Source organism: Dyadobacter sp. AC419 (genome assembly GCF_979253085.1).
The window spans coordinates 1-26,209 of record NZ_CEEDCD010000018.1 but is presented as its reverse complement, the minus strand read 5'-3'; the positions used below and the strand labels follow the sequence as shown (position 1 = coordinate 26,209).

The 26,209-nt window shown below is 44.7% G+C and carries 27 protein-coding genes, 5 pseudogenes and 1 riboswitch; of the genes and pseudogenes, 11 read left to right on the top strand and 21 right to left on the bottom strand.

Annotated features, from left to right (window positions below; all coding sequences use genetic code 11):
* Position 1: 1 nt before the first annotated feature.
* From AC0IYG_RS12455 to argS, 3 genes and pseudogenes are all read right to left on the bottom strand, one after another.
* Positions 2–379: a DUF5618 family protein gene (locus AC0IYG_RS12455; RefSeq protein WP_471711393.1), complete on the bottom strand. Its 378-nt coding sequence runs from the start codon at positions 377–379 to the stop codon at positions 2–4.
* 73 nt (positions 380–452) lie between these two features.
* Positions 453–1,038, bottom strand: a pseudogene (locus AC0IYG_RS12450) (glutathione peroxidase).
* Positions 1,039–1,144: 106 nt separating this feature from the next.
* Positions 1,145–2,923 (bottom strand): annotated as a pseudogene (argS, locus tag AC0IYG_RS12445) (arginine--tRNA ligase).
* 159 nt (positions 2,924–3,082) lie between these two features.
* Here argS and AC0IYG_RS12440 point away from each other — a divergent pair.
* On the top strand, positions 3,083–4,633 hold the full coding sequence (locus tag AC0IYG_RS12440) for a hypothetical protein (protein ID WP_471711392.1): 1,551 nt from the start codon (positions 3,083–3,085) through the stop codon (positions 4,631–4,633).
* A 6-nt stretch (positions 4,634–4,639) separates the two neighbouring features.
* On the opposite strand, the pseudogene pyrR reads toward AC0IYG_RS12440, so the two are convergent.
* Positions 4,640–5,191: pseudogene (gene pyrR, locus AC0IYG_RS12435) on the bottom strand (bifunctional pyr operon transcriptional regulator/uracil phosphoribosyltransferase PyrR).
* A 66-nt stretch (positions 5,192–5,257) separates the two neighbouring features.
* Between pyrR and pth the strand changes: the two are divergent.
* Positions 5,258–5,818: an aminoacyl-tRNA hydrolase gene (gene pth, locus AC0IYG_RS12430; protein ID WP_471711391.1), complete on the top strand. Its 561-nt coding sequence runs from the start codon at positions 5,258–5,260 to the stop codon at positions 5,816–5,818.
* A gap of 575 nt (positions 5,819–6,393) precedes the next feature.
* Here the strand turns inward: pth and AC0IYG_RS12425 are convergent.
* Entirely contained in the window at positions 6,394–7,782 is a 1,389-nt protein-coding gene (locus AC0IYG_RS12425; protein ID WP_471711390.1) for an OmpA family protein, read from the bottom strand.
* Between the two features lie 73 nt (positions 7,783–7,855).
* Between AC0IYG_RS12425 and AC0IYG_RS12420 the strand changes: the two genes are divergently transcribed.
* Positions 7,856–8,539 carry a DMT family transporter gene (locus AC0IYG_RS12420; RefSeq protein ID WP_471711389.1) on the top strand — a complete coding sequence of 228 codons (684 nt, stop codon included), beginning with the start codon at positions 7,856–7,858 and terminating at the stop codon, positions 8,537–8,539.
* Positions 8,506–8,727, top strand: coding sequence for an EamA family transporter (locus tag AC0IYG_RS12415; protein WP_471711388.1), 222 nt, complete (start codon positions 8,506–8,508; stop codon positions 8,725–8,727). The genes AC0IYG_RS12420 and AC0IYG_RS12415 overlap by 34 nt, the downstream gene beginning before the upstream one ends.
* On the opposite strand, the gene AC0IYG_RS12410 is transcribed toward AC0IYG_RS12415, so the two are convergent.
* From AC0IYG_RS12410 to AC0IYG_RS12380, 7 genes are all read right to left on the bottom strand, one after another.
* Positions 8,728–9,519 carry a PhzF family phenazine biosynthesis protein gene (locus AC0IYG_RS12410; protein ID WP_471711387.1) on the bottom strand — a complete coding sequence of 264 codons (792 nt, stop codon included), beginning with the start codon at positions 9,517–9,519 and terminating at the stop codon, positions 8,728–8,730.
* Between the two features lie 130 nt (positions 9,520–9,649).
* The gene (locus tag AC0IYG_RS12405) at positions 9,650–10,162 is read right to left on the bottom strand and encodes a trehalase family glycosidase (protein WP_471711386.1); all 513 of its coding nucleotides are present in this window, start codon (positions 10,160–10,162) and stop codon (positions 9,650–9,652) included.
* On the bottom strand, positions 10,048–10,341 hold the full coding sequence (locus tag AC0IYG_RS12400; protein WP_471711570.1) for a trehalase family glycosidase: 294 nt from the start codon (positions 10,339–10,341) through the stop codon (positions 10,048–10,050). The genes AC0IYG_RS12405 and AC0IYG_RS12400 overlap by 115 nt, the downstream gene beginning before the upstream one ends.
* On the bottom strand, positions 10,292–10,414 hold the full coding sequence (locus tag AC0IYG_RS12395; protein ID WP_471711578.1) for a hypothetical protein: 123 nt from the start codon (positions 10,412–10,414) through the stop codon (positions 10,292–10,294). The genes AC0IYG_RS12400 and AC0IYG_RS12395 overlap by 50 nt, the downstream gene beginning before the upstream one ends.
* Positions 10,415–10,491: 77 nt before the next feature.
* Positions 10,492–10,665 carry a trehalase family glycosidase gene (locus AC0IYG_RS12390; RefSeq protein WP_471711569.1) on the bottom strand — a complete coding sequence of 58 codons (174 nt, stop codon included), beginning with the start codon at positions 10,663–10,665 and terminating at the stop codon, positions 10,492–10,494.
* Positions 10,662–11,210, bottom strand: coding sequence for a trehalase family glycosidase (locus AC0IYG_RS12385; RefSeq protein WP_471711385.1), 549 nt, complete (start codon positions 11,208–11,210; stop codon positions 10,662–10,664). Before AC0IYG_RS12385 ends, AC0IYG_RS12390 begins: the two co-directional genes overlap by 4 nt.
* A gap of 94 nt (positions 11,211–11,304) precedes the next feature.
* A complete protein-coding gene (locus AC0IYG_RS12380) occupies positions 11,305–12,234 on the bottom strand; it encodes a M20/M25/M40 family metallo-hydrolase (protein WP_471711384.1) in 930 nt (309 codons plus the stop codon).
* Positions 12,235–12,373: 139 nt separating this feature from the next.
* Positions 12,374–12,481: riboswitch (SAM riboswitch) on the top strand.
* Positions 12,482–12,605: 124 nt separating this feature from the next.
* Between AC0IYG_RS12380 and metX the strand changes: the two genes are divergently transcribed.
* On the top strand, positions 12,606–13,655 hold the full coding sequence (gene metX, locus AC0IYG_RS12375) for a homoserine O-acetyltransferase MetX (RefSeq protein ID WP_471711383.1): 1,050 nt from the start codon (positions 12,606–12,608) through the stop codon (positions 13,653–13,655).
* A gap of 64 nt (positions 13,656–13,719) precedes the next feature.
* On the opposite strand, the gene AC0IYG_RS12370 is transcribed toward metX, so the two are convergent.
* From AC0IYG_RS12370 to mobA, 7 genes and pseudogenes are all read right to left on the bottom strand, one after another.
* A complete protein-coding gene (locus AC0IYG_RS12370) occupies positions 13,720–14,490 on the bottom strand; it encodes a glycerophosphodiester phosphodiesterase (RefSeq protein WP_471711382.1) in 771 nt (256 codons plus the stop codon).
* A 132-nt stretch (positions 14,491–14,622) separates the two neighbouring features.
* Positions 14,623–17,289 (bottom strand): PQQ-dependent sugar dehydrogenase, encoded by a 2,667-nt coding sequence (locus AC0IYG_RS12365; protein ID WP_471711381.1) that lies wholly within the window; start codon positions 17,287–17,289, stop codon positions 14,623–14,625.
* 35 nt (positions 17,290–17,324) lie between these two features.
* Positions 17,325–19,647, bottom strand: a pseudogene (locus AC0IYG_RS12360) (FdhF/YdeP family oxidoreductase).
* A gap of 1 nt (position 19,648) precedes the next feature.
* Positions 19,649–20,014, bottom strand: coding sequence for a DUF7009 family protein (locus tag AC0IYG_RS12355; RefSeq protein ID WP_471711380.1), 366 nt, complete (start codon positions 20,012–20,014; stop codon positions 19,649–19,651).
* A complete protein-coding gene (fdhD, locus tag AC0IYG_RS12350) occupies positions 20,011–20,583 on the bottom strand; it encodes a formate dehydrogenase accessory sulfurtransferase FdhD (RefSeq protein WP_471711379.1) in 573 nt (190 codons plus the stop codon). The genes AC0IYG_RS12355 and fdhD overlap by 4 nt, the downstream gene beginning before the upstream one ends.
* 90 nt (positions 20,584–20,673) lie before the next feature.
* Complete coding sequence (locus AC0IYG_RS12345; RefSeq protein ID WP_471711378.1) at positions 20,674–20,850, bottom strand: hypothetical protein; 177 nt, start codon at positions 20,848–20,850, stop codon at positions 20,674–20,676.
* A 4-nt stretch (positions 20,851–20,854) separates the two neighbouring features.
* The gene (gene mobA, locus AC0IYG_RS12340; protein WP_471711377.1) at positions 20,855–21,433 is read right to left on the bottom strand and encodes a molybdenum cofactor guanylyltransferase; all 579 of its coding nucleotides are present in this window, start codon (positions 21,431–21,433) and stop codon (positions 20,855–20,857) included.
* 61 nt (positions 21,434–21,494) lie between these two features.
* On the opposite strand from mobA, the gene AC0IYG_RS12335 reads away from it, so the two are divergent.
* The 6 genes and pseudogenes from AC0IYG_RS12335 (at position 21,495) to mnmA (ending at position 25,324) form a co-directional block, all read left to right on the top strand.
* On the top strand, positions 21,495–22,538 hold the full coding sequence (locus AC0IYG_RS12335; RefSeq protein ID WP_471711568.1) for a hypothetical protein: 1,044 nt from the start codon (positions 21,495–21,497) through the stop codon (positions 22,536–22,538).
* Between the two features lie 107 nt (positions 22,539–22,645).
* Positions 22,646–22,942 carry a hypothetical protein gene (locus AC0IYG_RS12330; RefSeq protein ID WP_471711376.1) on the top strand — a complete coding sequence of 99 codons (297 nt, stop codon included), beginning with the start codon at positions 22,646–22,648 and terminating at the stop codon, positions 22,940–22,942.
* A 10-nt stretch (positions 22,943–22,952) separates the two neighbouring features.
* A complete protein-coding gene (locus AC0IYG_RS12325) occupies positions 22,953–23,183 on the top strand; it encodes a hypothetical protein (protein ID WP_471711375.1) in 231 nt (76 codons plus the stop codon).
* Positions 23,184–23,236: 53 nt separating this feature from the next.
* Positions 23,237–23,722 (top strand): hypothetical protein, encoded by a 486-nt coding sequence (locus AC0IYG_RS12320; RefSeq protein WP_471711374.1) that lies wholly within the window; start codon positions 23,237–23,239, stop codon positions 23,720–23,722.
* Positions 23,723–23,902: 180 nt separating this feature from the next.
* On the top strand, positions 23,903–24,112 hold the full coding sequence (locus AC0IYG_RS12315; RefSeq protein WP_471711567.1) for a T9SS type A sorting domain-containing protein: 210 nt from the start codon (positions 23,903–23,905) through the stop codon (positions 24,110–24,112).
* 105 nt (positions 24,113–24,217) lie between these two features.
* Positions 24,218–25,324 (top strand): annotated as a pseudogene (gene mnmA, locus AC0IYG_RS12310) (tRNA 2-thiouridine(34) synthase MnmA).
* Positions 25,325–25,493: 169 nt separating this feature from the next.
* On the opposite strand, the gene AC0IYG_RS12305 reads toward mnmA, so the two are convergent.
* Positions 25,494–25,787 (bottom strand): TrmH family RNA methyltransferase, encoded by a 294-nt coding sequence (locus AC0IYG_RS12305; protein ID WP_471711373.1) that lies wholly within the window; start codon positions 25,785–25,787, stop codon positions 25,494–25,496.
* 177 nt (positions 25,788–25,964) lie between these two features.
* Positions 25,965–26,126: an RNA methyltransferase substrate-binding domain-containing protein gene (locus tag AC0IYG_RS12300; protein ID WP_471711372.1), complete on the bottom strand. Its 162-nt coding sequence runs from the start codon at positions 26,124–26,126 to the stop codon at positions 25,965–25,967.
* Positions 26,127–26,209: the final 83 nt, after the last annotated feature.

Below are 26,209 nucleotides of genomic sequence, written 5' to 3'. Positions count from 1 at the left end.
GTTAGACCTGCGATCTCTGCTCAGCCCAGTTAATGATTTTATCTGCAAGTTGGAGACCTTCCGTTGAAACGCCTGCACTTAGATTCCCGTCATAACTCATGGCTAAGTGCAAAGTGTCATAAGCGGCCAGAAAATAGGAAAGTATTTTTTTATCAGTCGTTGATAATTCTTTCTGATACCACTCTACACTTTTTCGCGTTTTCGTCTTTTTTTCTCCTAAAACACTGTCTAGTGCAACCAAAACGCCAGCATACGCAGTGTGGCCAGCCATTTTTACGTATTTACGATCTTTGTAAACACCGTTTTCCTTTATCGCTTTTTCTCTTAAAATTTCCTTCGCGTTGGAGATGTAGCGCTTTGCTTCTGTAATGTCCTTCATGCTTAGTGATGTGTATATGAGTTAAAATATTTCGGGCTGCAACATTTGCAGCCCGAAAGTTAAAAAGCTTTTATTAAATGCCAACTGACTTCAAAAATTCCGGGTCGGTTGGTAATATTTTTGAGGCAAAGAAGTTTGTCAATTCACCTTTTTCATTTACTACATATTTGCAGAAGTTCCAGGTTGGCACTTTGTCATTCCAGCCGTTCAACTCTTTTGTAGTCAACCATTTGTAGATCGGAGCCTGGTCATCGCCCAGCACAGAGACTTTCTCAAACATCGGGAAGCTTACGCCGTAAGTTTTAGAGCAGAATGTAGCGATTTCTTCGCTTGTGCCTGGCTCTTGTCCGCCAAAGTTATTTGCAGGAAAGCCCAGCACAACCACTTTGTCTCCGTGTTCTTTGTTGAATTTTTCCCAGTCAGCATACTGCTTCGTATAACCGCATTTGGATGCAACATTAAGGATCACGACTTTTTTGCCTTTATACTGGCTCGAAATCAACCGTTTTGTCACCCACCAACGACTTTACTTTAAAATCATAAAGCGATTGTTTCGCAACCACATCGTAGTCTGGTTTCTTCGCAACTTCGGACTTGTCGGCGAAAAGGCCGCTTATCAAACTCGTAATCATAATGAATAATGTTTTCAAGAAGCTCATAATTGTAGTTTGGTTATTGGTTAGTACAGGTTATTGTATATAAAAGAGAAATATTTAAACGCGACACAAAAGCACAATCAAGCCCACCTCCAAACCGATTGGAACGTTACATCCGTTCTGGAACTTCTATCCCTAATAACCCCAAAGCCTTCTGAATTGTTTCAGAAGAACTGCGCCGGATAATGCAACACGGAATTTGACCGCATCCTGGTCCGGATCTGAGAAAATTGAGACCTCGGCATAAAACTGGTTATAGACCTTCGCAAGCTCAAATGCGTACAACGAAATAATGGACGGAGCAAACTCATTAGCAGCCGCTTGCACGCGAACCGGATATTGAGACAATGCAAAAATAAGCTCCTTTCCGCCTGATGTAACGCATAACTTACGGGCGGAATTACAGCCTGGATGCCTGCCTGCTCAGCTTTTCGCATAATAGAACGAATGCGCGCATACGTATATTGAATAAACGGCCCCGTATGTCCTTGGAAATCAATAGATTCTTCCGGATTGAAGAGCATTCGTTTTTTAGGGTCAACCTTTAAAAGAAAATATTTTAATGCACCCAACGCCAGCTGATTGTAAAGCTGCTTCGCTTCGGCACTGTCGAAGTCATCGATCTTACCCAATTCTTGCGTTCTGTCGGCAGCCGTCTGGATCATCTGATCGACGAGATCATCCGCATCTACAACCGTTCCCTCACGTGATTTCATTTTGCCCGACGGCAAATCCACCATTCCGTAACTAATGTGATAGCAACCGTCCGCATAAGGTCGTCCGAGGCGTTTTAAAATCGCGAAAAGGACTTTAAAGTGATAATCCTGCTCATTGCCCACAACCCATAAATAACGGTTGTTATGGAAATCACTGTATTTCAATTCCGTCGTTCCTAAATCCTGCGTAATGTAAACCGAAGTGCCGTCGCCGCGCAAAACAAGCTTTTCATCCAGCCCCTCGGCAGTAAGGTCGATCCAAACAGAATTGTCTGGTTTTTTGTAAAAAACATTGTTTGTTAAGCCTTCCTCAATAATGTCTTTTCCTAAAAGATAAGTGTTTGATTCGTAGTATGTTTTGTCAAATCCAACACCGATTTTATCATAAGTCTGGCGGAAACCTTCGTAAACCCAGCCATTCATTTTATGCCATAAAGCGACGGTTTCCGCATCATTATTTTCCCAAAGCAAAAGCAATTTCTGCGCTTCCAAAATCCAGGGCGCTTTTTCGGCAGCTTCCTCCTCAGACATTCCCTGCTCGACAAGCTCCTGAATCTGCTTTTTGTATTCTCCGTCAAACTTTACATAATATTTCCCAGCCAAATGGTCACCCTTAATGCCACTCGACTCCGGCGTTTCACCGTTTCCTGAATTCACGATAAGCCAGCATGGATTTGCAGATGTGAATCCCGCGATCATTAACCAGACACGTTTTTACAACATCATAACCACTGGCTTTGAGGATTTTAGAAAGGGAATCACCAAGGAAATTGTTCCTCAAATGTCCCAGGTGCAAGGGCTTATTCGTGTTAGGCGAAGAAAATTCTACCATAACCGACTGCCCGTTTGAAGGGGAAAATCCGAAATCTTGATCATTAAAGACATCGGAAAATAGTTCGAGCCACGTGGTGTCTTTCAGGCTGATATTCAAAAATCCCTGTACAACATTAAACTTCGCTGCTACGGATGACTGCTCAGCAAGCTCCGTTCCAATGATCTGCCCTATTTCCGCTGGCGATTTCCGGATAGACTGTAAGCGGAAAAGTAACAAAAGTGTAAAATCCTTCAAATTCCTTTTTTGTCGGTTGTAAAATGATGTCTTCAACGCTTAGATCAAAATGCTTCTGGATTGCTTTTTGAATGTCGTCTTTCAGAATTGCTTCAATCGTCATGAATGATGAGGTAATGGAAGTGCTTTCTCAGAAACTGAGTTACATTTCTCTAAGTTTTTATTTGAATAAAATTATTTATAATATTAATAGCAATGTTATCCTTTTTGATGCAAAATTAGGGTAAATATTGAAGCGAGTTACACCCCGAAGGAAGAAGTTATGAATAACCATTCTTTACACTGGTCCCGGATTTGCTGGATGCTTTTTCTGAGCATTATTCCCTTTTGGGGCGCCTATGCGCAGTTGCAGCAATCCGATCGTTTAGAGATCCCCGCCAATCCCACGTCAACAGAGCAATTTGAGGTTTTTAGTTTGGGACAGCAAGGTTTGCTTTCCGTGATCAGGGGAAATGAATGGTCTAATAGCAGAAATGAGCAATGGCAATTTGTCAAATATGACACCACGCTCAAAGTGCTGTGGAGAACGTCTTACAAGCTTGATTTTCGCTACATTCCGGTCATGGCTTACAAGGGCGAGGAGAGCGGTTACTGGTTATTTGCCGAGCCGGACACAGACCGTTTTCTTTTCATGCAGCTCAATTACAGCGACGGTTCTATCGACACTTACAAAGGCAATCTCCTCTCCGGCGTAGATGTCCAGCATTTCAAGGTGATTGGCAGTAAAGCACTTGTTTCAGGTTATTACAGATCCCGGCCCGTTGTAATTGTTCATTCGTTTTTCGATCACACAACGCGCGTTCTGCCCGGGCTTTTTGAGAAAAATACGGAACTTAACAATGTCGATATCAATGAAATCGACGGCTACATTAATGTCATCACCTATGCTTTTAGGAAGAAAAATTGCGTTTTTGAAATCAAAACGTACAATTATGAAGGCAAGCTGCTAAAAAAGACGACGCTGAGCGATCCGAGATATAGCTTCATTTCCGGTCAAATCGTGCCCTTGAATGCCGACGATTCTTATTTGATTGGCAATTATTCAGTGGGCTGCACGCAGTATTCGCAGGGCTTATTTGTCACTCATGTGGAGCACGATGAGCCTAAGGAGCCTCAGTTCATTGAATTTTCGGAGTTGCAGAATTTTTTCAACTATATGAAGCCCAAACGCCGTGCGCGAATGATGGAGCGCATCGGCAAGAGAAAAAGCATGGGCAAAGAAAACAAATTCCGTTACAGGCTGCTCGTTCACGAACTGATCCAGACAGAAAATGAAATTGTGCTCGTGGCAGAGGTTTACTATCCAAATCAAAGGTCAACTAGTCCCATCATTACAGGAGGCATTTCGCGGCCTTACATTTCCCGTTCGCTGGAAGGTTATCGTTATACACATGCCATTGTCTGCGGTTTTGACAGGAATGGGAAATTCATGTGGGACAACACCATTACGATCAAAGATCTGACGAGTCACGATTTACAGGAAATGGTTCAGATCACGCCGGTTGACGATTATTTCGTGCTGGCTTATCCACAGGAAGGCGAAATTCATACCGAAGTGATCAGCCGCAATCAAGTGGTTGTGGAAAGTGAAAAATTCAAGATTACTGCTAAATCTGAGAAGGAAAAGGTGCTGAACAATGAGGATAATTATCTCTCGCCGTGGTATGGTCAGTATTTCCTAGCATATGGCATGCAGCGCATCGGAACCTCCACAATAGGGCAGGGGCGCGAAGTTTTTTACATTAATAAGCTCACATATAAAACCGAAGACATCGGGAAGGCAACAAAGGAAGAGGCGTCCAGGCCGCGCTGATTTGCCTTAATCGACCATCCAGATGTGATCGGCTTCAAAACCTTGCTCTTTCCATTCCACCTGCACACGCTGGCGCTCCACAGTGCTCACCTGCATGCCCACGTAATTTGGATCAATCGGAATTTCGCGGTTATATCGCCTGTCGATCAGCACCATTAACTCAACGGTTTTCGGTCGGCCAAATGCAGTCGATCCGCGCGTCCAATGCGGCGCGCACCATGCGACCGGTTGAAAGACACGTCATCAATCGGCAGGATCACATCTTTTTCCTTCGATCAAAAAAGGAAACACTCGTCTTGTTGGGGAGAAGCGGAGATATTCGCGTCTTCTGAAATCGTCGCGGTAAAAAGTGGCGTCGAGATAGCCCATGGGAATGTTCTTTCCGGTGCGTTCCCTTAATTCTGCAATAATGCGTTCGGCGAAATAAATGCCCCGCGGCTGCAATCCCATCACCACCGAGTTGTCAAAGTCCTGGTGATTCTCAATGAGTTGTTGACATAACCGGCTGGTCATGATCTCTAATAGCGGGCTGCTTAATATCAATCGTTTTTGGGGCACCATGTAATTTCCCTGAATTTTAGCCTAAATTAAGTGCTCAAAGACGAAATCAAAAACTTTTACCAAATGAAATATCTGATTGCCGGATTGGGAAATATAGGTCCGGAGTATGCATTCACAAGGCATAATGTGGGATTTATGGTGCTTGACAGGCTCGCGGCGCAGCACGATTTCAAATTTTCGTTCGAGAAGCTGGCCTTCGTTGCCGAATGGAAGCATAAGGGCAGGCATATTTATTTTATCAAGCCCACCACCTTCATGAACCTGAGCGGCAAGGCAATTCGCTACTATATGGATCAGTTTAAGATCCAGGAAGAAAATTTACTGGTGATATTGGATGAGCTGCAACTTCCTTTCGGCACATTGCGCATTAAACCAAAAGGCAGTCACGGCGGCCACAATGGTCTTAAGAATATTGAAGAGCTTTTGGCTTCAAGCAATTATCCCCGTTTGCGCTTTGGAATTGGAAATAATTTTCCACGTGGCAGGCAAGTAGATTATGTGCTAAAACCTTTTTCCAATGAAGAAATGGCCGAACTGCCTATCTTTTTGGATACAGCCGGGGATATGGTCTTAGCTTTTTGTACTTTGGGAATACAAACAACAATGAATAATTATAACCAATGATTGTACAATTTAAAGAAAATATAAATATTTCAAGAATCGTATTTATTTTGTAATTTGCCAAAATCATAAAACTTTATTAAAGCCAGATTAGAAAAAGCAAATTAATGTTATAAATTATCAATTGAAAACCAGTGTTAATTCCAAATATTATTTTGTTAGCAGATTCTATCAAAGCTTGTAATATCAAAACTAATTAAGATATTTGTATCACGGTTCGCCGAAATAAAAATTGAATAAATCCAAGGGAAATAAAATTAATGTTTTTACCTTTGTGAAAGAAAACAAGTTTCGTTAGTCGCTCAGTCACAAGTTAATAGACCAGAAGTTACTCGAAACGCATTGAAAGGCTAGTAAGCAATGTTTGCGGCAAATCTGAAAAGTAAATTTCGCCGTATATAGATCAAAAGTTTCCGGAATTTGTTAGACAGGAAATTGGAGTATTATTCAAAACATTGTTACTTTATATCAAAGACATTAAGATTCGTTTGCATTGCATGAATGCAGAAGATATATAAGATAAGAAAAGGTTAAGGGTTTAGGAATAGTCAGTATAAAGCCGTCTCAGTGAGATGGCTTTATCTTTTTATAGGCTCAGCCCAAATTTCCACCCTGCGGTTCGAGCGCTTCAAAGCCTCGGTCTGGTTCATGCGTGTCGGCTGTGCGGACCCATATCCGGATCCTGAAATGCGATTTTCCGGAATTCCCTTTGCTAGCAGATAACTACGCACCGTCTCCACACGCTTGTTGGACAGTTCAAGATTTTTATCAAAATCACCCGTGTTGTCCGTATGTCCTTTCAGAATTATTTTCAAATCGTCTCTTTTTTGGAAATAGGAAACAATGGAATCTATTCCCGCCAAAGCATTGTCTTCCAGCACATCGGCACTTTGTGTGAAATATAGTGTGGTCAAAGGCGTGTCGTAAGTTGCCGCAGAAAGGCTGATTAATGATTTGACCTCCTCGAAACGGTTGTTCACTTTAACCGAAACGCTTTTGGACTGAAACCCGTCTGCACGGGCAGAAATGCGATAAGTCTCGTGCGGGCGCAGCTCAAAATTGTAGACGCCATCGACCGTTTTCGTTTGGGCAACCAGCGAATCGCTGCTGGAATTGCGCACCATCACATCTGCATCATTAACCGGTTTCAGGTTCCGGCCGTCATAGACGCGACCCGTGACTATTGCCAGATCAGATCTTCTTTTTACAGGCTCCTTTGTGACGGGTGCTGGCTCAGGTTCCTTTTCTTCTTTTGCAATCGGCTCTTTCGAAATTTTGCTAATGGTTTGATAACTTCTCCGTACGAACACCGGCGTCATCACGCGGTCATAAACCCGGATCAGCACAATGGATCCTGCGCTGGATTCATGATTCGCTATCAGATCGTCCTGGAATAAATTCAGCACCTGATCAGCATCGAGCATGCCCTCTGTTCCCGGATCTTTAAATTCCAGCTTAGACTGCCCGTTGATGTACATTTTTATGATTTTCGTCTCATGATCGCGGGAATAAACATAATGTACATATTGATTGGCGCGCACAGGCGCTTTCTCTCCGATTGCAAAATCATAAAAATTGAGCTTGCCGTCGTAAATGTAGCTGCCGTAATCGCTCTTCCGGTTTTTAAAGTCCAGCACACGTTTCCAGCTGTCGAGCTCTTCCATCTTGAAATAGATTTCGACGGTAAAAGATTTGCTCAAAAAACCTTTGGCTTCGGCATTATTGAATTGTAAACCGCTGTTTTTCTCGAATTGATAAATGGTCCGGCTGAGGTAATCTGATCCGGGAATCTTCTCCTTAATATATTTTCCAGGCACTCCGAGCACCTTCAATGCTGGTCCTGCATTTTCAATAGGGTTAAGCCCGTTATTGAAGTCATAAGTCCATTGACTTTGTGAAAAGGAAGGAAAACAGAGTCCGGTAAGTAAAATTGAAAGAATGCACCTGGCATTTTTTTTGCTAATCATGCCCAAAAATATAAAAACTGCGGGGGGAAGCCGAAACGCATCGCGTATTTTTGGATCATAACTCAGTTTACGCGTGAAAAACATTGGTATTGGTCTTCTCTTTTCCATTCTGTGGTCATCTGCTTCCGTCGCCACCAAGTTTGGGGTCCGGTCTGCTGCTCCGTTAATATTGGCAAACGTTCGCTTCTTTATAGCTGGTATACTGCTGCTTTCATTTTCGTATTTGTTGGGCAAAGATCAATCTTTCCGATTGCCGAACAGAAAAGAATGGAAACAGCTCGCGTTGTTTGGCTTTCTCAATACAACGCTTTACCTGGGCCTCTACGTGTATGCAATGAAATTTACAACAGCCGGAATCGGCAGTTTGGCAGTTTCTACAAATCCTCTGATCATTGTTTTGCTGTCGTCCTGGTGGTTGAAAAGGCGTCCTAAGTCGGAAGAATGGCTGGGGATTATTCTGGGAATGGCCGGCGTTGGCGTGGCAACTTATCCGTTGCTTGCCGGGAGTTACATGAATTTTACAGGAATTACATTGCTCCTGATCAGTATGATAGCGGTTTCGGCTGCAAGTGTTTACTACGCCACGATTCAATGGGAATTGCCGAATCTGCTTATAAATGGCTGGCAGGTGCTGCTAGGCGGCATATTCCTGCTTCCTGCAACATTGCTTTTTGGTGATTTCTCAACCACAGTCTGGGACGGATCATTTTGGTATCCTGTGCTGTGGCTGGTCTGGCCGTTTCAATTGTCGGCTTGATTTGCTGGTTTTATCTGCTCCGTATCGACACCGTGAAGGCATCATTATGGCTGTTCCTATGCCCGCTTTTTGGCTTTTTCTTTGCCTGGTGGCTCATGTCTGAGCCAGTGACCATTTACACAGTCATAGGAACAGTCCTTGTAATAGCTGGATTGTATGCGGGGCAGCGGCGCAAATTAATGAGCTGATCACTCATCGATCAAAATCTCCCCTTTTAGATAAAGTCTGGCTTGTCCGCCAATGTGGACGCGGTCGCCTACAAGCTCGCATTTAAGATATCCGCCTCTTTTCGATAACTGCTTGGCTGTCATCACGGTTTTATCAAATTTTTCTGCCCAGTAAGGAATCAGCGTGGTGTGTGCCGAGCCGGTTACGGGATCTTCATCAATGCCTGATTGCGGTGCGAAAAAGCGCGAAACGAAATCAACGTCATCTCCGGCAGCTGTAACAATAATGCCTCTTGCCGGAATTGTAGACAGGACAATGATGTCAAGATCAAGGTTCTTAACCTCTGCTTCTGATTCCAAAACGACCATATAATCCGTTTTGCCCTTATAAACCTCGATCATTGTGGTGTCCGTAAGGCTTTCCACCAAAGCAGGCGGCGGCACGGCGATGTGAAACTGGTCCACTGGAAAATTCAGCGTAAGCCAATCCTCTTTGCATTCAACCAATAATTCACCGCTCCGCGACTCGAAACGGATCGAGTGACCTTCATAACCCTGAATGTTGAAAATCACATAAGCCGCAGCGAGCGTAGCGTGCCCGCACAGATCCACTTCGACAGAAGGCGTAAACCAGCGGATGTGAAAACCGCTTTCACTGGGAATGTAAAATGCAGTTTCGGCGAGGTTATTTTCAGCGGCAATGTTGAGCATTGTTTCGTCCGGAAGCCACTCGTTCAGAGGAACAATAGCAGCAGGATTTCCACAAAAGAGTTTATCAGTAAACGCATCAATCTGGTATATGGACAGTTTCATGAAGTTCGAAAAAATGGGGTTAGTAATACCAAGGTATTAAAAATATTCTCTATTAAAGGAAGTTGACTCTGGAAATTTTTAATAATATTATTAGAATCAGATAATAATTGAAATGTGATTTCGTGTCAGGTTAGCTCCTTTTATTCCGCATTCGCAGATAAACGCCATTGGTCCATCCGAATCCTTCCTGGATCTCATATTCGCCTCCGCCGGCTATCAAATTGGTGTCTGACACATTGTATTTTTCAAGCATTTTGCCCGAATGTTTAAATTCCTTATCCACAAGTCCGATCCACTCTGCGCACAATTCATTAGCGGTCCTGTGGAAATTATAATTCCGTAAACCCTTGTAAGTGATCCATTGCAAAGGCGCCCAGCCATTTGGAGCGTCCCACTGCTGGCCGGTTTTCACGGTTGTTGTGAGCAGTCCGCCCGAGCGCATGAAATTCAGACGAATGTATCCGCGCATAAAATGTGACTGCGACTTGGTGGCCAGTTTAAAATAAAGTGGAAATGTCCCTGCCAGTGTCACCGCTTTTGTAAAATCTTTTTGCTTAAAATCATAATCCATAAAGAAGTTACGCGTGTCGTCCCAAAAATACGTTTGAATGGCTGTTGCCCGCAAACGAGCTTTTTCCTCCATTTCCAAATGCTTTTTCGAGTTGTCTGATAAAAAAGATATGCCTCCGCCAAAGTTTTTTCGAGATGATACATCAGACAGTTCAGGTCGACGGGCAAAATGTCTGTGGTGTGAATGCTCGTAAAGTCGTTTTCATCCGCAAACCACCGGCTGCTGAAATCCCATCCGGACTCTGCCTGCAGCCCGGATATGCCTGAAAACGGCATCAGGAAAGTCCGTTCCATATTTTTCCTTCGCTTCTTCGCTCAGCTCCACATCTTCTCGATAAGATTCAGGCCGGGGGAGTCGCCTTGTCGTCCCAATAGCGGTTCAAGACAGCGCCGTCCGGCAGGTTAACAACACGCCGATGTGATGTAAATGGCTCCTCGGAGATCGCCGTCGTCTTTCATCCAGTAATCATATTCTTTCTGCAACTGCGGCAAATAGCGTTTCAGGACCTTTTTGCCCTCCATATCACTGTAAAGCCGCACCATTAATGAAAAGAAAGGCGGCTGCGAACGCGTCAGATAATAAGTGCGGTTGGCGGTTGGAATGTAGCCGGAACTATCAGATCAGATCTGGCGAAGTTATTCAGCGTACTCTCGATCAGGTCCGTCCTGCCGGACTCTTTCAGCCCGAGCATTGTAAAGTAACTGTCCCAATAATAAATCTCGCGAAAGCGGCCGCCCGGCACCACATAAGGATAGGGGAGCGGAATAAGCGAACCGCCGCGCTCCTGGTTTTCGGGCTGGCGGGTCAGCACAGACCATAATCTTTTAATATGTTCCGAAGTCGATAACGAAGTGTCAGCCTTAAATGTGGAGACAATGTGCGTGGGCATGCGGAAATATTGCTTCACAAACGTGCCCAGATCGAACTCCGGCTCGTCTTTTTCATGGTGATATTTTTCAATGATGAAAACCGGATCTTCTAACGGAATTGCATCTGCGAAAGTCTTCGAGTCTTCAAAAATATTGCTTTGCTGAATGTCACGAAACAATGTTCCGAACAGCTCTTCCGGAGAGGCATGTGATTGACCATAAGTGAAGGAGGGGGCAATGAATCCGTACAAGATTTCGGTGGTTTAAATTGTCAGTAATACGGATGATGATCCGGTATAGTGTGGATTAACTTCAAAAAATATGGTCAATGGTTGTAAAAAACGCTTACTTGACCTCAGTGAATTTTAGCTTCGGAAGTTTCATTGCATTCTCAATAAGCTGAATCTGAATAGCCAGGATGCCTGCGGCTGCTTCGAAATTAATTTTTTCAGGATCGTCCGTCGGTTTGTGATAATCGTCGTGTCCGCCAGTGTGAAAGAACAGCACAGGGATCTTTTTGGCATAAAAAGAGCCATGATCAGAGCCGCCGCTTCCTGCATTATCTGTGAAAAATTTTGTTTCGCTTTTTACGCCTTTGAAAATCGCAGGCCATTCATCGCTTGTGCCATAACCGCCAATGCCGACGCCGCGGCTGGGATCATAGCGGCCAATCATATCCATATTAGACATGAAATCAATTTTATCCAAAGGCAATGTTGGATTGTTTACAAAATGACGCGAGCCTAGCAAACCCAGCTCTTCTGCTCCAAAAGCAATGAACAGGAAGTTATAAGGCTCTTTTGTGTCGTTTTTGGAAAAATATCTGGCCAGTTCGAGCAGTCCCGCAACACCCGAAGCATTGTCGTCCGCGCCGTTGTGGATTTGTCCTTCCGGCTTATCGGCTTTTGAACTTCCTTGTCTGCCTAATCCCAAATGATCAAAATGGGCGCCGATAATGATGGTATAGTCAGCTCCGTTGTCTAAAAACCCGATGACATTGTTTGTTTCGCGCAGACTGTCAGGCACGGTAACCCTTCTGACTTTGGCAATGAATGGCTGGTAAAAACCTTGTGTTCCTTTTGGTTGAAGTCCGTATTTTTTGAATTGAGAAGCGACGTATTTTGCTGCTTTTTGATTCTCCTTACTCCCCGTTCCGCGACCTTTCATTTTGTCGGAAGCAAGCTTATAAATGTGTTTGGAGAGGTTTTCGGAAGAAGGCAATTGGGCAAACGAACTCTGGCAAGCAAAAAGAAAAAGAAACAAATAAGTTTTCATCGAACGGAGTGACATTAAATGGCAAAGATAAACCGCCCTGCATCCCCTGCAAAATAGAATTTGCCCTTTTGTTTGCATTTTCAGGCATCCAGGCTTAATATTGCAACATCAAGTCAATTGCTTCACCTTGTGTGCGATTGATTTATAAAGAAGAGGCGAGAGAATGGGCTCTAAGAACCTCTGGCAACCTGCTACCACAATGGAGAAAGGTGCTAATTCCCACCTAAGTTATTAGGAGATATAAACTCAATTCGCGTGAACTTACAGTTAGAAATTTCCGTAAGCCGGATGGCTTTATTCTCACACCTGTTCTGTAATTTTTACGGATCGGCCTGTTAATATTTTGTATCAAAACCTGTGCTCTGGCACTTATGCAAGCGGAACAAAGAACATTTAAATATCCTTACGCCTACGCGCTTGAAATGGGCGGTGAATTACCGGGCTTCGAGTTGTCCTACACCACTTATGGAAAACGAAATGACGACGAAAGCAACATTGTCTGGATATGTCATGCACTCACCGGGAGTTCCAATGCTGCCGAATGGTGGGACGGACTTGTTGGAGAAGGCAAGTTTTTTGATCCTGCCAAATATTTTATCATCTGTGTCAACGTGCTGGGCTCGGCTTATGGCTCCACAGGTCCGCTAAGTATTAATCCAAAAACGCAAAAACCCTATTATCGTGATTTCCCTGTTGTAACGGTGCGCGATGTGGTTGGGGCGATGGATCTGCTGCGTCAGGAGCTGGAAGTCAGGAAGATAAAAATCTGCATTGGCGGCTCGCTAGGCGGTCAACAAGCATTGGAATGGGCTGTTGAAGTGCCCGAACTGTTTGAAGAACTGATCCTGATCGCGTCCAATGCGCTACATTCTCCCTGGGGAATCGCATTCAACGAGTCTCAGCGGATGGCAATCGAGGCTGACCCGACATTCAAAGATAACACCGACGATGCCGGAAGCATGGGCATGCGCGCTGCAAGGTCCATTGCATTGCTTTCCTACCGCAATTACGACACTTATAATTTTACCCAGGCGCGTGATAATCCGGATCAGATCGATGATTTCCGGGCTTCGTCTTATCAGCAATATCAGGGCGATAAGTTTGTGAAACGTTTCAATGCATATTCTTACTGGACGCTTTCAAAGATCATGGATTCGCATAATGTGGGTCGTAACCGGGGCGGAATTGTGCATGCATTAGGTTTGGTAAAAGCCAAAACGCTGGTGCTGGGCATAAAATCCGACTTACTATTCCCATTGTCCGAACAGCAATTCGTTGCCCGGCACATTCCGGATGCGGTTTTTCAGGAAATTGATTCATTATACGGCCATGACGGCTTTTTGATCGAATACAAGCAGCTTAACCAAGTCATCAGGGCCTGGCAGGAAACCAATGGCCAATTACAGACCGCCAGAATTTAAGGTTAACCACATAAAAAAGCGCAGCTTCGGGATCCGGAGCTGCGCTTTTTACTTATTAAGGCAATTATTTCGAGATCTTCAAAAGCAACTCAGGCTCGTTGGTCGTAATGTAATCCACATGCTGTTCAAGGAACCACTTCATGTCATCTTCATTATTTACAGTCCACACATTCGTCGTCAGTTTTTTGTCGCGAATGGCTGTAATGTATTCAGGTTTTTTCTTCAAAACACTTAAATGATAATCGATGCCATCCAGGCCAGCCGCTTCGATTTCGTCCGGCGTTTTATCACCGTTCAGATATTCAACATGTGCTTTTGGAGCCAGTTCTTTTACTTTTTTGCAAACATCAAAATCAAAAGCAATGTAATCCGTAATGTTCTCCACTTTCAATTTCTTAACCATTTCAACGCATTTCGTAGCCAAAGCCAGCGAACGTTCTTTACCCATCGAAGACGTTTTTATTTCAAGGATCAAGCGCGTTTTTTTCTGTTTTTTACCGGCTTTCAGATATTCTTCCAATGTTGGCAATGCGCTTCCATCTTCCAGTTTGATCTGTGAAAGCTCCTGCGAACTCGTCTTTTCAATGTGTGTTCCTTTAATCGCATGGTCGTGATGCACGTAAATAACCGAATCTGACGACATATGCACATCAAATTCGCTGCCATAGCAACCCAGTTTGATCGCATGCTCCAATGCGCCGATGGAATTTTCAGTAACGCCTGTGTTTTTCCACGCGCCGCGGTGCGCAATCACTTTATTTTTGTTTTGAGACATGCCTTCAAAAGCGGTCAGACTTAGGATTCCAACTGCAATAATGGATAAGATTTTTTTCATTTTTTCAAATTTGGACTTCAACAAAAAGAAATTTATTAACTGGATTTACCCTGAACATTTGTCCAAAGCAGTCCGCAAATTAAGGCTAGTTTCGTTCAGCGGTGTTAGCTCAATGTTAATTTTCAGGATGCATTATTTTTCAAAATACATCCAATCGACATAAAAGAGCAACTTTTTGCTGGTATCCGGATTTTTGAAAACCAGGAAAAGATTTGTCATTTTGTTAACCGGTTTAATGCTCGCCTGCATTTCTTGCCACTGCTGTTTGTCACTTTTCGTTTGGCTGCCCGGCACTTCCAGTGATCCCAGCAAATTCCCGTCAACAGCATTCTCCCTGATTTCAAGCATTCCGCCATCACCGTCCATTCCTATCCTGAATTTGAGCCGCTTAATGTGGTTTAGGTCAATGTCATTGAAGCTCACAAACTTGCCATTTCCAGCCGGGACAGAAGTCACGAAACCATTGTTTTTTGTGCCAATTGAAACGCTGACATTGCCTTTTTCAAAGTCTTCCAATTGCACCAAAGGATTTTTCAGAATAACAGCCGTGCTGCCCTTCAACGGCTCGATGCCATTTGCGCCTTTGTCCGTATAATTTGCTGTCAAAACATAAGCGCCTTCATTTCCTTTGCCAATGTGTTCGTCAAGCATAATGCTGCCTTGTGGCGCCAATTTTGGCTTTTCACCCGTTAGTGCAAGGATGTATCCAGCCAAATCACCCGATTGCGCAATGGTCAGATCGGGGTGCGGAGGCATGGGGTAGGAGCCCCAATTCCCGCTTCCGCCTTTGATGATCTTTTGCGCCAGCAGATCGGCCGCACCCGTTTTGGAAGCATAACGCTTCGAAACATCCTTCAAGGCCGGCCCTATGGATTTCGTATCCACTGTGTGACAGGACTTGCAATCCAGCGACGCATAAAACGTTTCCGTGGCAGCATAACGCAGGTTTCCATGACTCGCACCCGAAAGCGCAGCCGCGAAATCCTTCCCGACAGGCAGATAATCGAACGCCAGGTTAATGTCTTGTTTAGCAGGCACTTTGTCTTCCTTATCTTGCAAGATCACCTTGTAATCGAAAGGGACATTATCCCAGTAAAAGCTGCGGTTAGCCGTTGTGCTGATGCGCACATCCGGCGGCGTATTTCCCACTTTAATTTGCGCTGTGGCTACACCCGATCCACCCGCCTGATCGCTCACCGTAAGCGCAACATTGTAAATGCCCGGTTTATCGAATGTTTGCTTTAATTCCTGTCCGGTAAAGTTTTTATCACCAATCTTCCAATTGAATGTCAGCTTATCATTTTGATCATAATCCTTTGATTGCGAAGCGGATAATGTTGCTGTAAGCGGCGCGGCACCAATGCTTTTATCCACCTGAATGCTGGCAATCGGATTGCGGTTTCCTTCCGAATATTCAATGCGTATCAGGCCCGCGTCTGTGTTTTTTGCAAACCAGTTTGTGCCATAAGCAAGCATATAGATCGCGCCGTCACGGGCAATCTGCATATCCATGGGCGCAATGAGTTTTAGATGAGGCAAAAAAGGCTCCATACTAACATAATTTCCATCTTTGTCCAATGTTACGGCCATAATCCACTTCCGGATCCACTCGTAAATAAAGAGTTTCCCATCGTAATATGCAGGCAGTTTGTATTTCGCATTGGGATAAAGATCGCTGTAATAAACAGGCCCCGCCATGGCACTCGCAGCGCCTTTGCCAACCATCGGCCAACGTTTGGATTCGCCTTTTCCATACCAGATCATCGCAGGCTGGGCGGCAGGCAATTCTTTGATTCCTGTGTTATTGGGTGAACTATTGATCGGGTGCGCGGGATCTTGTTTTGGGCCTTCCTTTTTGGTTTCAAAATCATATTTAGGAAAGGCCTCATTGGAACCGAGAAAATAAGGATAACCAAAAAATCCGGGTTTTTTGGCCTGGTTAATTTCGTCATAGCTCAAAAAACCTTCTTCCGCAGGCACATTCGTATCCGGCCCAACATCTCCCCAATAAACGTATTTGTTTTTCGGATCAACCGACACGCGGAACGGATTACGGCAGCCCATCACATAAATTTCAGGAAAACCCAGCGAGCCGTCTTTGGGAAAAAGGTTGCCATCAGGAATGGCATAAGTCCCGTCAGGAAGTGGCTTGATCCGCAATATTTTACCTCTGAAATCCTTGCTGTTTGCCGTCGTTCCCTGATCGTCGGAAAGTTGTCTGCCGGGGCGTTCATCGGTTGGGTTATGCCCTTCAATTTCCTCCGCATTGGTGTTGTCTCCGGTCGATAAATAAAGCAATCCGTCCGAAAAAGTAAGATAACCTGCTGAATGGCAGCAATAAGTGCGTTGGGTGGGCACTTCAAGAAGCACTTTTTTGGAATTGATATCCAGTTTTTGGTCGATGAAATCATAGCGTGCCAAATGACTGACATTTTTATCGCCAGCGACGCCATAATAAAGATAAAGCCAATGGTTTTTGTCAAAATCCGGATCCGCCGCCACGCCTAGCAACCCGTCCTCAATGCCGCTATAAACATTGATGTGCGCGACGGTTTTGATATGCTTTTCTTTGGCATCATATAGCTTCACATCTCCCTTTCGTTCGACAATGATAACGTCCAGATTTGGCAAAATGGCCATTTCCATCGGCTCATCAAGTCCTTGCGCGAGCGTCATGTGCGTGAAGCGCGTGCTATCCGGCGCATCCTGAGCAGGACGATTTGTCTTGGGTCGTTGTAAAAAGGCGAAAAGCGAGAGGCAAATCGCCGCAGCTGAAAAGGTTAGTAAAAATTTTTTCAAGGGTTAGGAAGTTTGGTGTCTGATAAGAGTTAATGTTAACCGCCAGCAGCTTGCAAGTGCTTGTGAATGGTCAGTTTAACAAGCTTGGAAGTTGGCGTGTTGCTCTTATCCGCCACGCTGTTAATGGGCACAAGTACATTGGTCTACAGGAAAATACGTCGCTGTGCAGCCTTGTGGAATGGAATAAGGAACCACGACAAATTTGTGTGCAATGCGTTCAACTCCACCAAAATCATTTCGTAAATCCACGAGGTCTCCGCTCTTCAAGCCCCTGCTTTCCATGTCACGCTCATTCATCATAATGATGCGGCGCTCATTAAAAATGCCCCTGTAACGATCATTAAGGCCATAAATCGTTGTGTTAAACTGATCGTGGCTCCGGATTGTCATCATCATTAGCTCGTCCGCAGCAAGTTCCGGATCGTGAAGCTCGCCAATGTTGAAGCTGGCTTTTTTGGTTTCGGTGTCAAAATTTCCATCGCGGTTGCAATTCGGCAGATAAAAACCGCCCGGAAGTCGCACGCGCTCATTATAATTTTCAAAACCTGGAATCGTGCGTTCAATATCAGCGCGGATCACGTCATAATCAGCCGCATAACGATCCCAGTTGATCTGACTTTTTCTTCCCAAAACTGCTTTTGCAAGGCGGCATATAATCGCAGGTTCGCTCAGCAGCTGATCTGAAACGGGTGGCAGAACGCCTTTCGACATTTGGATTACGCCCATCGAATTTTCGCAAGATATAAAACGGTTTTCGCCATTCAGCATATCCATATCGCTTCTGCCCAGGCATGGTAAAATGAGCGCCTCGGTGCCCGTTACCAAATGACTTCTGTTCAATTTGGTGGAAACGTGCACGGTGAGCCGGCAATTGCTTAATGCTGTTGCCGTGTATTGCGTGTCGGGCGTGGCGGACAGGAAGTTGCCGCCCATCGCAAAGAAGACTTTCGCTTTGCCTTCGTGCATGGCCTTAATGGATTCCACCACGTCATAGCCATGTTTTTTGGGCGTCGTGAAATGGAAGTTTTTTTCAAGATCACTGAGAAATTTCGGCGTCGGTTTTTCAAAAATTCCCATTGTCCGGTCGCCTTGCACATTGCTATGGCCGCGAACGGGGCAAGTTCCGGCGCCCGGTTTTCCTATGCTGCCTTTTAACAGAAGCAGATTAACGATTTCTTTGATCGTGTCAACTGCGTTTTTATGCTGCGTCAGGCCCATTGCCCAGCAAGTGATGATCTTTTTCTTCTCTGCCAAAACGCGCACAACTTCCTGGATCTGAGCCAAAGACACACCGCTTAGTTTGGCTAATGTCTCAGCATTCTGCGTTTTAATGTGTGCAACAAAATCGTTATAACCTTCCGTGTTGTTTGCAATAAAATCGCGGTCAAAGACCATTCCGGGATTGTTTTCTTCCTCTTTTAGCAACAAAACCTCGATCGCTTTGAGCAAAGCCATGTCCCCATTGATCTTGACTTGCAGGAAAATGTCGGTCAGCGCCGGATGAATGCCCAAAACGCCCTGCACACTTTGCGGATTATTAAATCCCATCAAGCCCGTTTCGGGCAGTGGATTGATGGAAATGATCGTAGCACCGTTGGCTTTGGCCTTTTGCAATGCAGTCATCATCCGCGGATGGTTCGTCCCCGGATTCTGACCCAGGATCATGATCACTTCCGCTTCATAAAAGTCATTCAATGTCACCGACCCTTTGCCAATGCCAAGCGATTCGCCCAATGCAATGCCACTGCTTTCGTGACACATATTACTGCAATCCGGCAAGTTATTGGTGCCATATTCACGGACAAAAAGCTGGTATAAAAAGGCAGCTTCGTTGCTCGTTCGGCCGGAAGTGTAAAATATCGCTTCATCCGGTGAAGCCAGCCGATTCAGTTCAAGGCCGATTTTTTCAAAAGCAGCATTCCAGGAAATGGGCTGATAATGTTTGGCGCCCGCCGGTAAAAACATGGGCGTAGCGATCCTGCCTTTTCCACCAATTTCGTAATCAGACAATTTGCCGAGATCGACAACTGAGTTTTCTGCAAAAAATTTGGCATCCAGTTTCTTGGTTGTAGCCTCTTCCGCAACAGCCCTGGCGCCATTTTCACAATATTCTGCAATGCCCGAGCGCTCATCGTCCGGATCGGGCCAGGCACAGCTCGGACAGTCGAAACCTCCTTTTTTATTTAAATTAAAAAGTGCTTTCATGCCACGCTGCAATCCTGCTTCCTGAAGTGTTTTTTGAAAACTCGAAACAACTGCCGGAATGCCCGCAGCCACTTTCATCACATCCTTTTGTTTCAGGCCGGTAAGCTTGTCAGGATTTTCGGCGCCGGGAATGATATGCTGTTCATTTTCCATGTTAGCAGGTTTTAGGATTTTCGTAATTGTCCGATTGGTCCTCGGTGACATTATCCAGACATTTAAAGTCCTTTTCTACGAGTAAATGGAGCGTTTCATTTTCATTGATTTGCATGGTGGCATTGAAGCCCACAATGTCGTTTGCAGCCCATCCAGAAATCAGGTTTTCAGGCATAATCATTACAATTGTCCCATCTTCAAACACTGCGGAAAGCGCTTCGTCAACAGTCGACCGGCTGATCGCATAGCCAAAGCGGGCATTTGCAAAGGCCGTTTCCTCTTTTAGAAAGCCAGTTTTTTCCAATTTATCAATGTCCGTTTTACTAAGTCGAAAACGCACGGAATTGCGTTGAATGCGTATTTTCATATTGTTGAGATCCGTTCAAAACCGGAGTAAATGTTGAATTTTTCATTTTTCAAAAAACCGATCAGCGTAATGCCGCTTTCTTCGGCAAGTGCAACCGCCAGGCTCGAAGGCGCCCCGATTGCAGCCACAATCTGAATTCCAGCCATTGCCGCTTTTTGGATCAGTTCAAAACTGGCGCGTCCGCTTAGCAGCAGAATATGGTTTGCCAGTGGGAGCTGGTTGTTGAGCAGCGCGTCGCCGATCAGTTTGTCCAATGCATTGTGCCGGCCAACGTCTTCGCGCAGGGTTATAAATTTTCCGTTGTGATAAAAAAGCGCAGACGCGTGCAGACCGCCCGTGCTTTCAAAGATGCGCTGCTGGCTTGCAAGCTGGTCGCGCAATGTGAACAGGACCTGTTTTTCAATCCGTAACGCAGTAGAATCGTTTTGGTATGCCGACACGGTTTTGATTGCATCAATGCTCGCTTTTCCGCAAACGCCGCAACTCGATGTGGTGTAGAAGTTTCTTTCCAGCGATTTTATTTTCGGCTGAAAGTCATCGGACATAAGTAACCAGCACTTTGTTTTCATCTAAAATATTGTTTGTAAACCGACTTTATCTGAGCACTTTCGCTGATAAATTGCCTTCTGTAAAACCAAAAGCCAACAGCAAGGGATGCGTCATGTTCCCGGCGTCCGCATCGTTACAGAAATGCTTTTTTTGACCACTTTTCCAGACTCATGGTAACCAAGCTGAATTTCCAGTGGCTCTTCCACCGCCAGATCGTCTTCCGCATCGGTGAATCCGTGCTGTGTAACAACTTGTATGCGCTGCTGCGCTATCGAACTGATTTCCATTGATTTAAATGTTGAGATTAATTAAGGCCCTGACCCGCTCGTATTCCTCCCTCGTATCTACGCTTGTCATGGCTTCTTTCGATTCCGGCAAATGCTTTTCCGCATTCATTTCTTTTAAAAAATGCTGGAGACTATATTGCTTTTGGTGAAATCGATCCAACAGTAATGAGGCCGAATCCTTTGCATACCAAGCCATTAACGGCTCATATTTTCCGGCATCATTATAAAAAGCAGCAGCAACCGCATCTCTTCTAGTCTTAGAAAGAAAATTTGCAAGATCCTGTGAGGTTAAGAAAGGATAGTCGCAGCCGATGATCAGGAAGTCGTTGCCAGGGTGCAATTCAAAAGCTGTCAGCAGCGAGGCCATTGGGCCAATGTGTTCAAAATGAGGCAGGTCTGCGAGTGTTTTGTTTTTGTCAAAAAGCTTTACCTGAGAATTGTTGCAAGAGATGAAGACTGTTTCACAAAGGGGGGTTAGCAAGTTTAAAACGTGTTCTGCCTGCGAAACTCCAAAATATTGCAGCTGACTTTTGTCAGCGCCCATTCGGCTGCTTTTTCCGCCACACACCGCCAAACCGATCATTGCCATGCTTCAATTAAAGATAGAACCTGTAATTTAAGCATTATAAATGCTAACTTACTTTATGGAACAGGGTGATGTTAAAATATTAAAAAAGAAGCCAATTTATCCCGTAAGCACCGAATTGCGGAAATATCTGCGTTTTTATCAGCGTGATGCGAAGCTGCCGGTGGGTTATCACGATCTGTTGAATTTTTACGAGTCGTTTCCGGTGATGGACAAAAATGGAAAGGACACGCTTTGGGAAAGTCCACTTTATCCCCCGCACGAAATTGACCGGCTGCATAGCGGCTTAAAAAAGGCTTATGCGATGCTGAAAGCCTCCGGTAATCTGCGCATTGTCGAGCACAAATACATTGACCGAATTGATTACTGCAAATTTGGAAACTCCAATCCGTTCAGGATCAAGATCGTAAATCGGCTAAATGATATTTACGATTATTTTTATGTGAAAAGGGCCGACGCATCCCGCATTTATGGTTTGGAACTGGAAGAGATTTTTTCACCAAATCAGGTTAACTATCTCGTCGACGGCGACAGCTTAATCGAAGAGCACATTGCAGGAATTCCCGGCGATGAATTTGCCGAAACGCGTCTCCGCGAACCCGATTACAATCCCATCCGCATTGCAAAAGAATTCGTAAAATTCAACGAGCGCTGCATGATCACGCTGCTCGGCGACATGCGTGCTTATAACTTCGTCATGCAGATCACCCCCGATTTTGACGATTTTCAATTCCGCCTCCGCGCCATCGACTTCGACCAGCAATTTTACGAAGGCAACATTAAGGTCTACATGCCTCAGTTTTTCAAAGAAAACCGTCCTTACGTCGAGCTGGCGATGGAATATCTAACCGACAAAACGGTCCTCCAATATCAGCAGGAAGAACAATCATCAATTATGTATCAGGCAAGAAGCGAAAGATATCGCCTGAAAGAGCTGCGCGACGTATCAATCAAAGACAACATTTCAACCGTCGACAACATCCACCAGCTCCGGGAAGGCTTGTTCAAACATTATTCGGACAACCAATATCACCGGTGTGAGACGATGACTGATATTATTGAATTGAATATTAAGAATGTGATTCGGCAGGTGAATGCGTAGTTTGGTTTCTATAAGTAAGCTGGCGACTTCAGTTGTATATGGTGCATTTTTTCAAAATATTGTAACCAAGGATTACTTATTACTCCACCAATCACTTTTCCTCTTTTATGAAAAAACATTTACTGCTGATTTTTTTTGTAATAATAGCAAATTCATTTTCCGTCAAAGCAGCCTGCACCGTTGGCGATCTGATATCTCAGTTTGCTATTGATAACTTCTCCATAAATTATCCGGGTTGTACGGAAGTGTCCAATGGTCTTTACATTTCAGGTGTTAACATCACTAACCTTGACGGTCTGTTGGGAGTTACATCGGCAAGCGGATTGGTGATTTCCAATAATCCAAGGCTTCGGGACCTTTCCGGGACTATCAATGTTGAAAAGCTCTGGGTATTCATATATTGATAATAATCCAATGCTCGCGGACTTGTCTGGACTGTCACAGCTGGAAACTGCGGAGAACATCGATATCGAAAACAATTCGTCCCTGGTCAATCTATCTGGCCTTGGGAACTTAGTCAAGGTGGGAAATTTTCGCGTCGTTTTCAATGCTGCCTTAATTAGCGTGGCGGGTGCGGGCAAATTAACTGCCGTCAATGGTCACATGTCAATTGGTGGTAACCCTTTATTAGAAAGTCTCTCATGATTGGAGAATATTACCTCTGTAGGAGATGCTTTGATGATAAGTCTTAGTGATAGATGAAAGATGTCTCTGGTCTAATCGGCTTGAAAGCAATCGGGGGGGGGTATATTGGTAACAATCTTCTGCTTTCGGATTTGAGTGGCTTAGCCAATCTTTTAGAAATCAATGGTTACATTAAATTGGAAAATAACCCTGCTCTGACTGGTCTGGCAGGCCTGGACAATATCAGTCGTTCGGGTATATCAACTTTGCAAATTTTTAGCTCCACTAATCTCTCAGTTTGCGGAGTGAAGAGCATTTGCTCTTATTTGAATGGGCTGTCTGACAATCTGTTAGTACAGCTTAGAGGGAAATGCCAGCGGTTGCCAAACCAAAGCGGAAATTCTCAATTCCAATGTTTGCCAAGACATATTGCCCGTGAATCTCATCAGCTTCTCCGGCAAAAGCACGCTCGAAGGGAATCAAATGACCTGGACAACGACCTGGGAACAAAACAATGCTGGATTTTACATCGAAAAAAGCGTAAATGCAATAAAATTTGATCAGGTCGGATTTGTGGATGGTGCTGGCACTAGCAACCGTAGCAATACCTATTCGTTTACGGATGCTGCTCCGGAAATAGTCACATACTACCGTCTTAAACAAGTGGACTTGGATAACTCGTCCTCGTATTCAAGAATTATAGTGGTAAAACGGACGGAGAATAAGCAACTTCCAAAAAAATAACTGTTTATCCAAATCCCTCAACAGGGCAGCTTTTTGTGAAAGCCAGCAACGAAAATATTAGGTATAGCATCCAGACATTAAATGGGAAAACTATAAAAGAGGGTTTAGTAGTGAGCAACAAACCTATCGAAACAAGCTCCCTACAAAATGGTTTGTATCTGATCACGGTTGGCAAAGAGGTGTTTAAGGTGGCTGTGCAGAATTGACAAGCTTTATCCGTACTTTTGTGGAACCTGTGCCAGCGTTTTGGCTGTTACAAATTTTCAACTTAAACAAAATCGGAAGGCATTCAACCTTCGCGGATTCCTCGAATGAGCAAACACGGACGCATTCTCGTCGCCATGAGTGGCGGCATTGACAGCTCGCTTGCAGCTGTTATGTTACACGAACAAGGTTATGAGGTCATTGGCATGACCATGAAAACCTGGGATTATGCCAGCAGCGGAGGCACCAAAAAAGAGACCGGCTGCTGTTCCCTAGATTCCATCAACGACGCAAGAAACATTGCCGTCGAACTCGGTTTCCCACATTACATTCTCGATATCCGCGCTGAATTTGGCGATTATGTGATCGACCATTTTACAGGTGAATATCTTGAAGGCCGCACGCCTAATCCGTGCGTTTTGTGCAATACGCACATTCAGCCGGATGCGCTTTTTAAAACGCGCCGACCGCTTGGATTGTGAAATTTGTCGCAACCGGACACTGTGCTAATATGCAATTCCATGACGGCCGTCATTATGTTTCCAAAGGCATTGATGCCTGGAAAGATCAGAGTTACGTGCTTTGGGGCGTTTCGCAGGAAAGTCTGGCCCGTACGAAATTGCCGTTAGGTTACCTGCATAAATCGGAAATCCGTGAGATGGCTCGGGAAAGAGGTTTTATTGATCTGGTTAACAAATCAGAAAGCTACGAAATCTGCTTCGTGCCGGATAATGATTACAGAGGGTTTCTGAAAAGAAGAATTCCTGGATTAGAGGCCGAAGTAGCTGGTGGAAATTTCGTTTTTGAAGACGGCACAATCGTAGGAAAACATGAAGGTTATCCGTTCTACACAGTCGGGCAGCGCAAGGGTTTAGGCATTGCTTTGGGTAAACCTGCTTTTGTTACTGAAATCAGGAAAGACACAAATGAGGTTGTGCTGGGCGATCTGCCAGACCTTTTCAGAGATGGAATGTACGTCAGCAAGCTGAATTTGCAAAAATATGCTTCACTCGAAAAGCCAACCAAAACTGTAAGCAAAAATGCATTCAAAACCAACGGAACACCTGCTGCTATCAACAGAATTGAACCAGATAAAATCGTTGCCCGTTTCCACGACGGCGTAAATGGCATAGCACCCGGTTCAAGCTGCTGTGCTTTACGAAGGTGATGATGTTGTTGGCGGAGGCTGGATAATGAAGAGCTTTCGGCAATGATCTAAATAGAAAAACACCTGACGTGCTTGGAGAAGTTAATCCAATGCAAAGTCAGGTGTTTTTTAATATAATGCTTTGAAGAAAATCAGATTTTAATCCGCTGCCTTTACAGCCTCGTAAAGCACAATCGAACTCGCCACAGACACATTCAGCGACTCCACTTGTCCGTTCAACGGAATCCTTGCTCCAGATCTGCCAGCTGTATGAATTCTTTTGAAATCCCGTCTTCCTCAGATCCCATAATGATGACAGTAGGAATCGAAAAGTCAATTTCATAAAGCGATTTTTCTGTCTTCTCCGTACAAGCGATGATTTGCAAACCGCTGTTACGCAGATATTGCAATGTTTCGTACAAATTCGGCTCGCGGCAAACCGGCAGGAAATTCAAGGCACCAGAAGAGGTTTTCATCGCATCTGCATTGATCTGCGCGCCGCCTTTTGTGGGAACGATCAGGGCTTGCACACCTGCACATTCTGCGGTCCTGGCGATTGCTCCAAAGTTTCTTACGTCCGTTATCCGGGTCTAGAAGAAGCAGCAATGGTGTTTTGCCTTCTTCATAAACCTGCGTCAGCACGTTATGCAGGGGCATATACTGGATCGGAGATACGAAAGCGATGACGCCCTGGTGATTTTTCCGGGTTACGCGGTTGAGTTTTCAACAGGCACGCGCTGAAAAGGGACGCCTAATTCTTTGGCAAGTTTCTCAATTTCAGCTAATCCGAATTCTCTCTGAATGAATAATCGTTCAATTTCTTTGCCCGAACGAAGGGTTTCAAGTACAGACTGTGTACCAAAAACCATGTCGGCCTGGGACTGTCTTGGGGCGGGTTTTCTACCGTATACTGCCGTTTCTCCATGCTTCTACAACTGGATACCAAATGGGC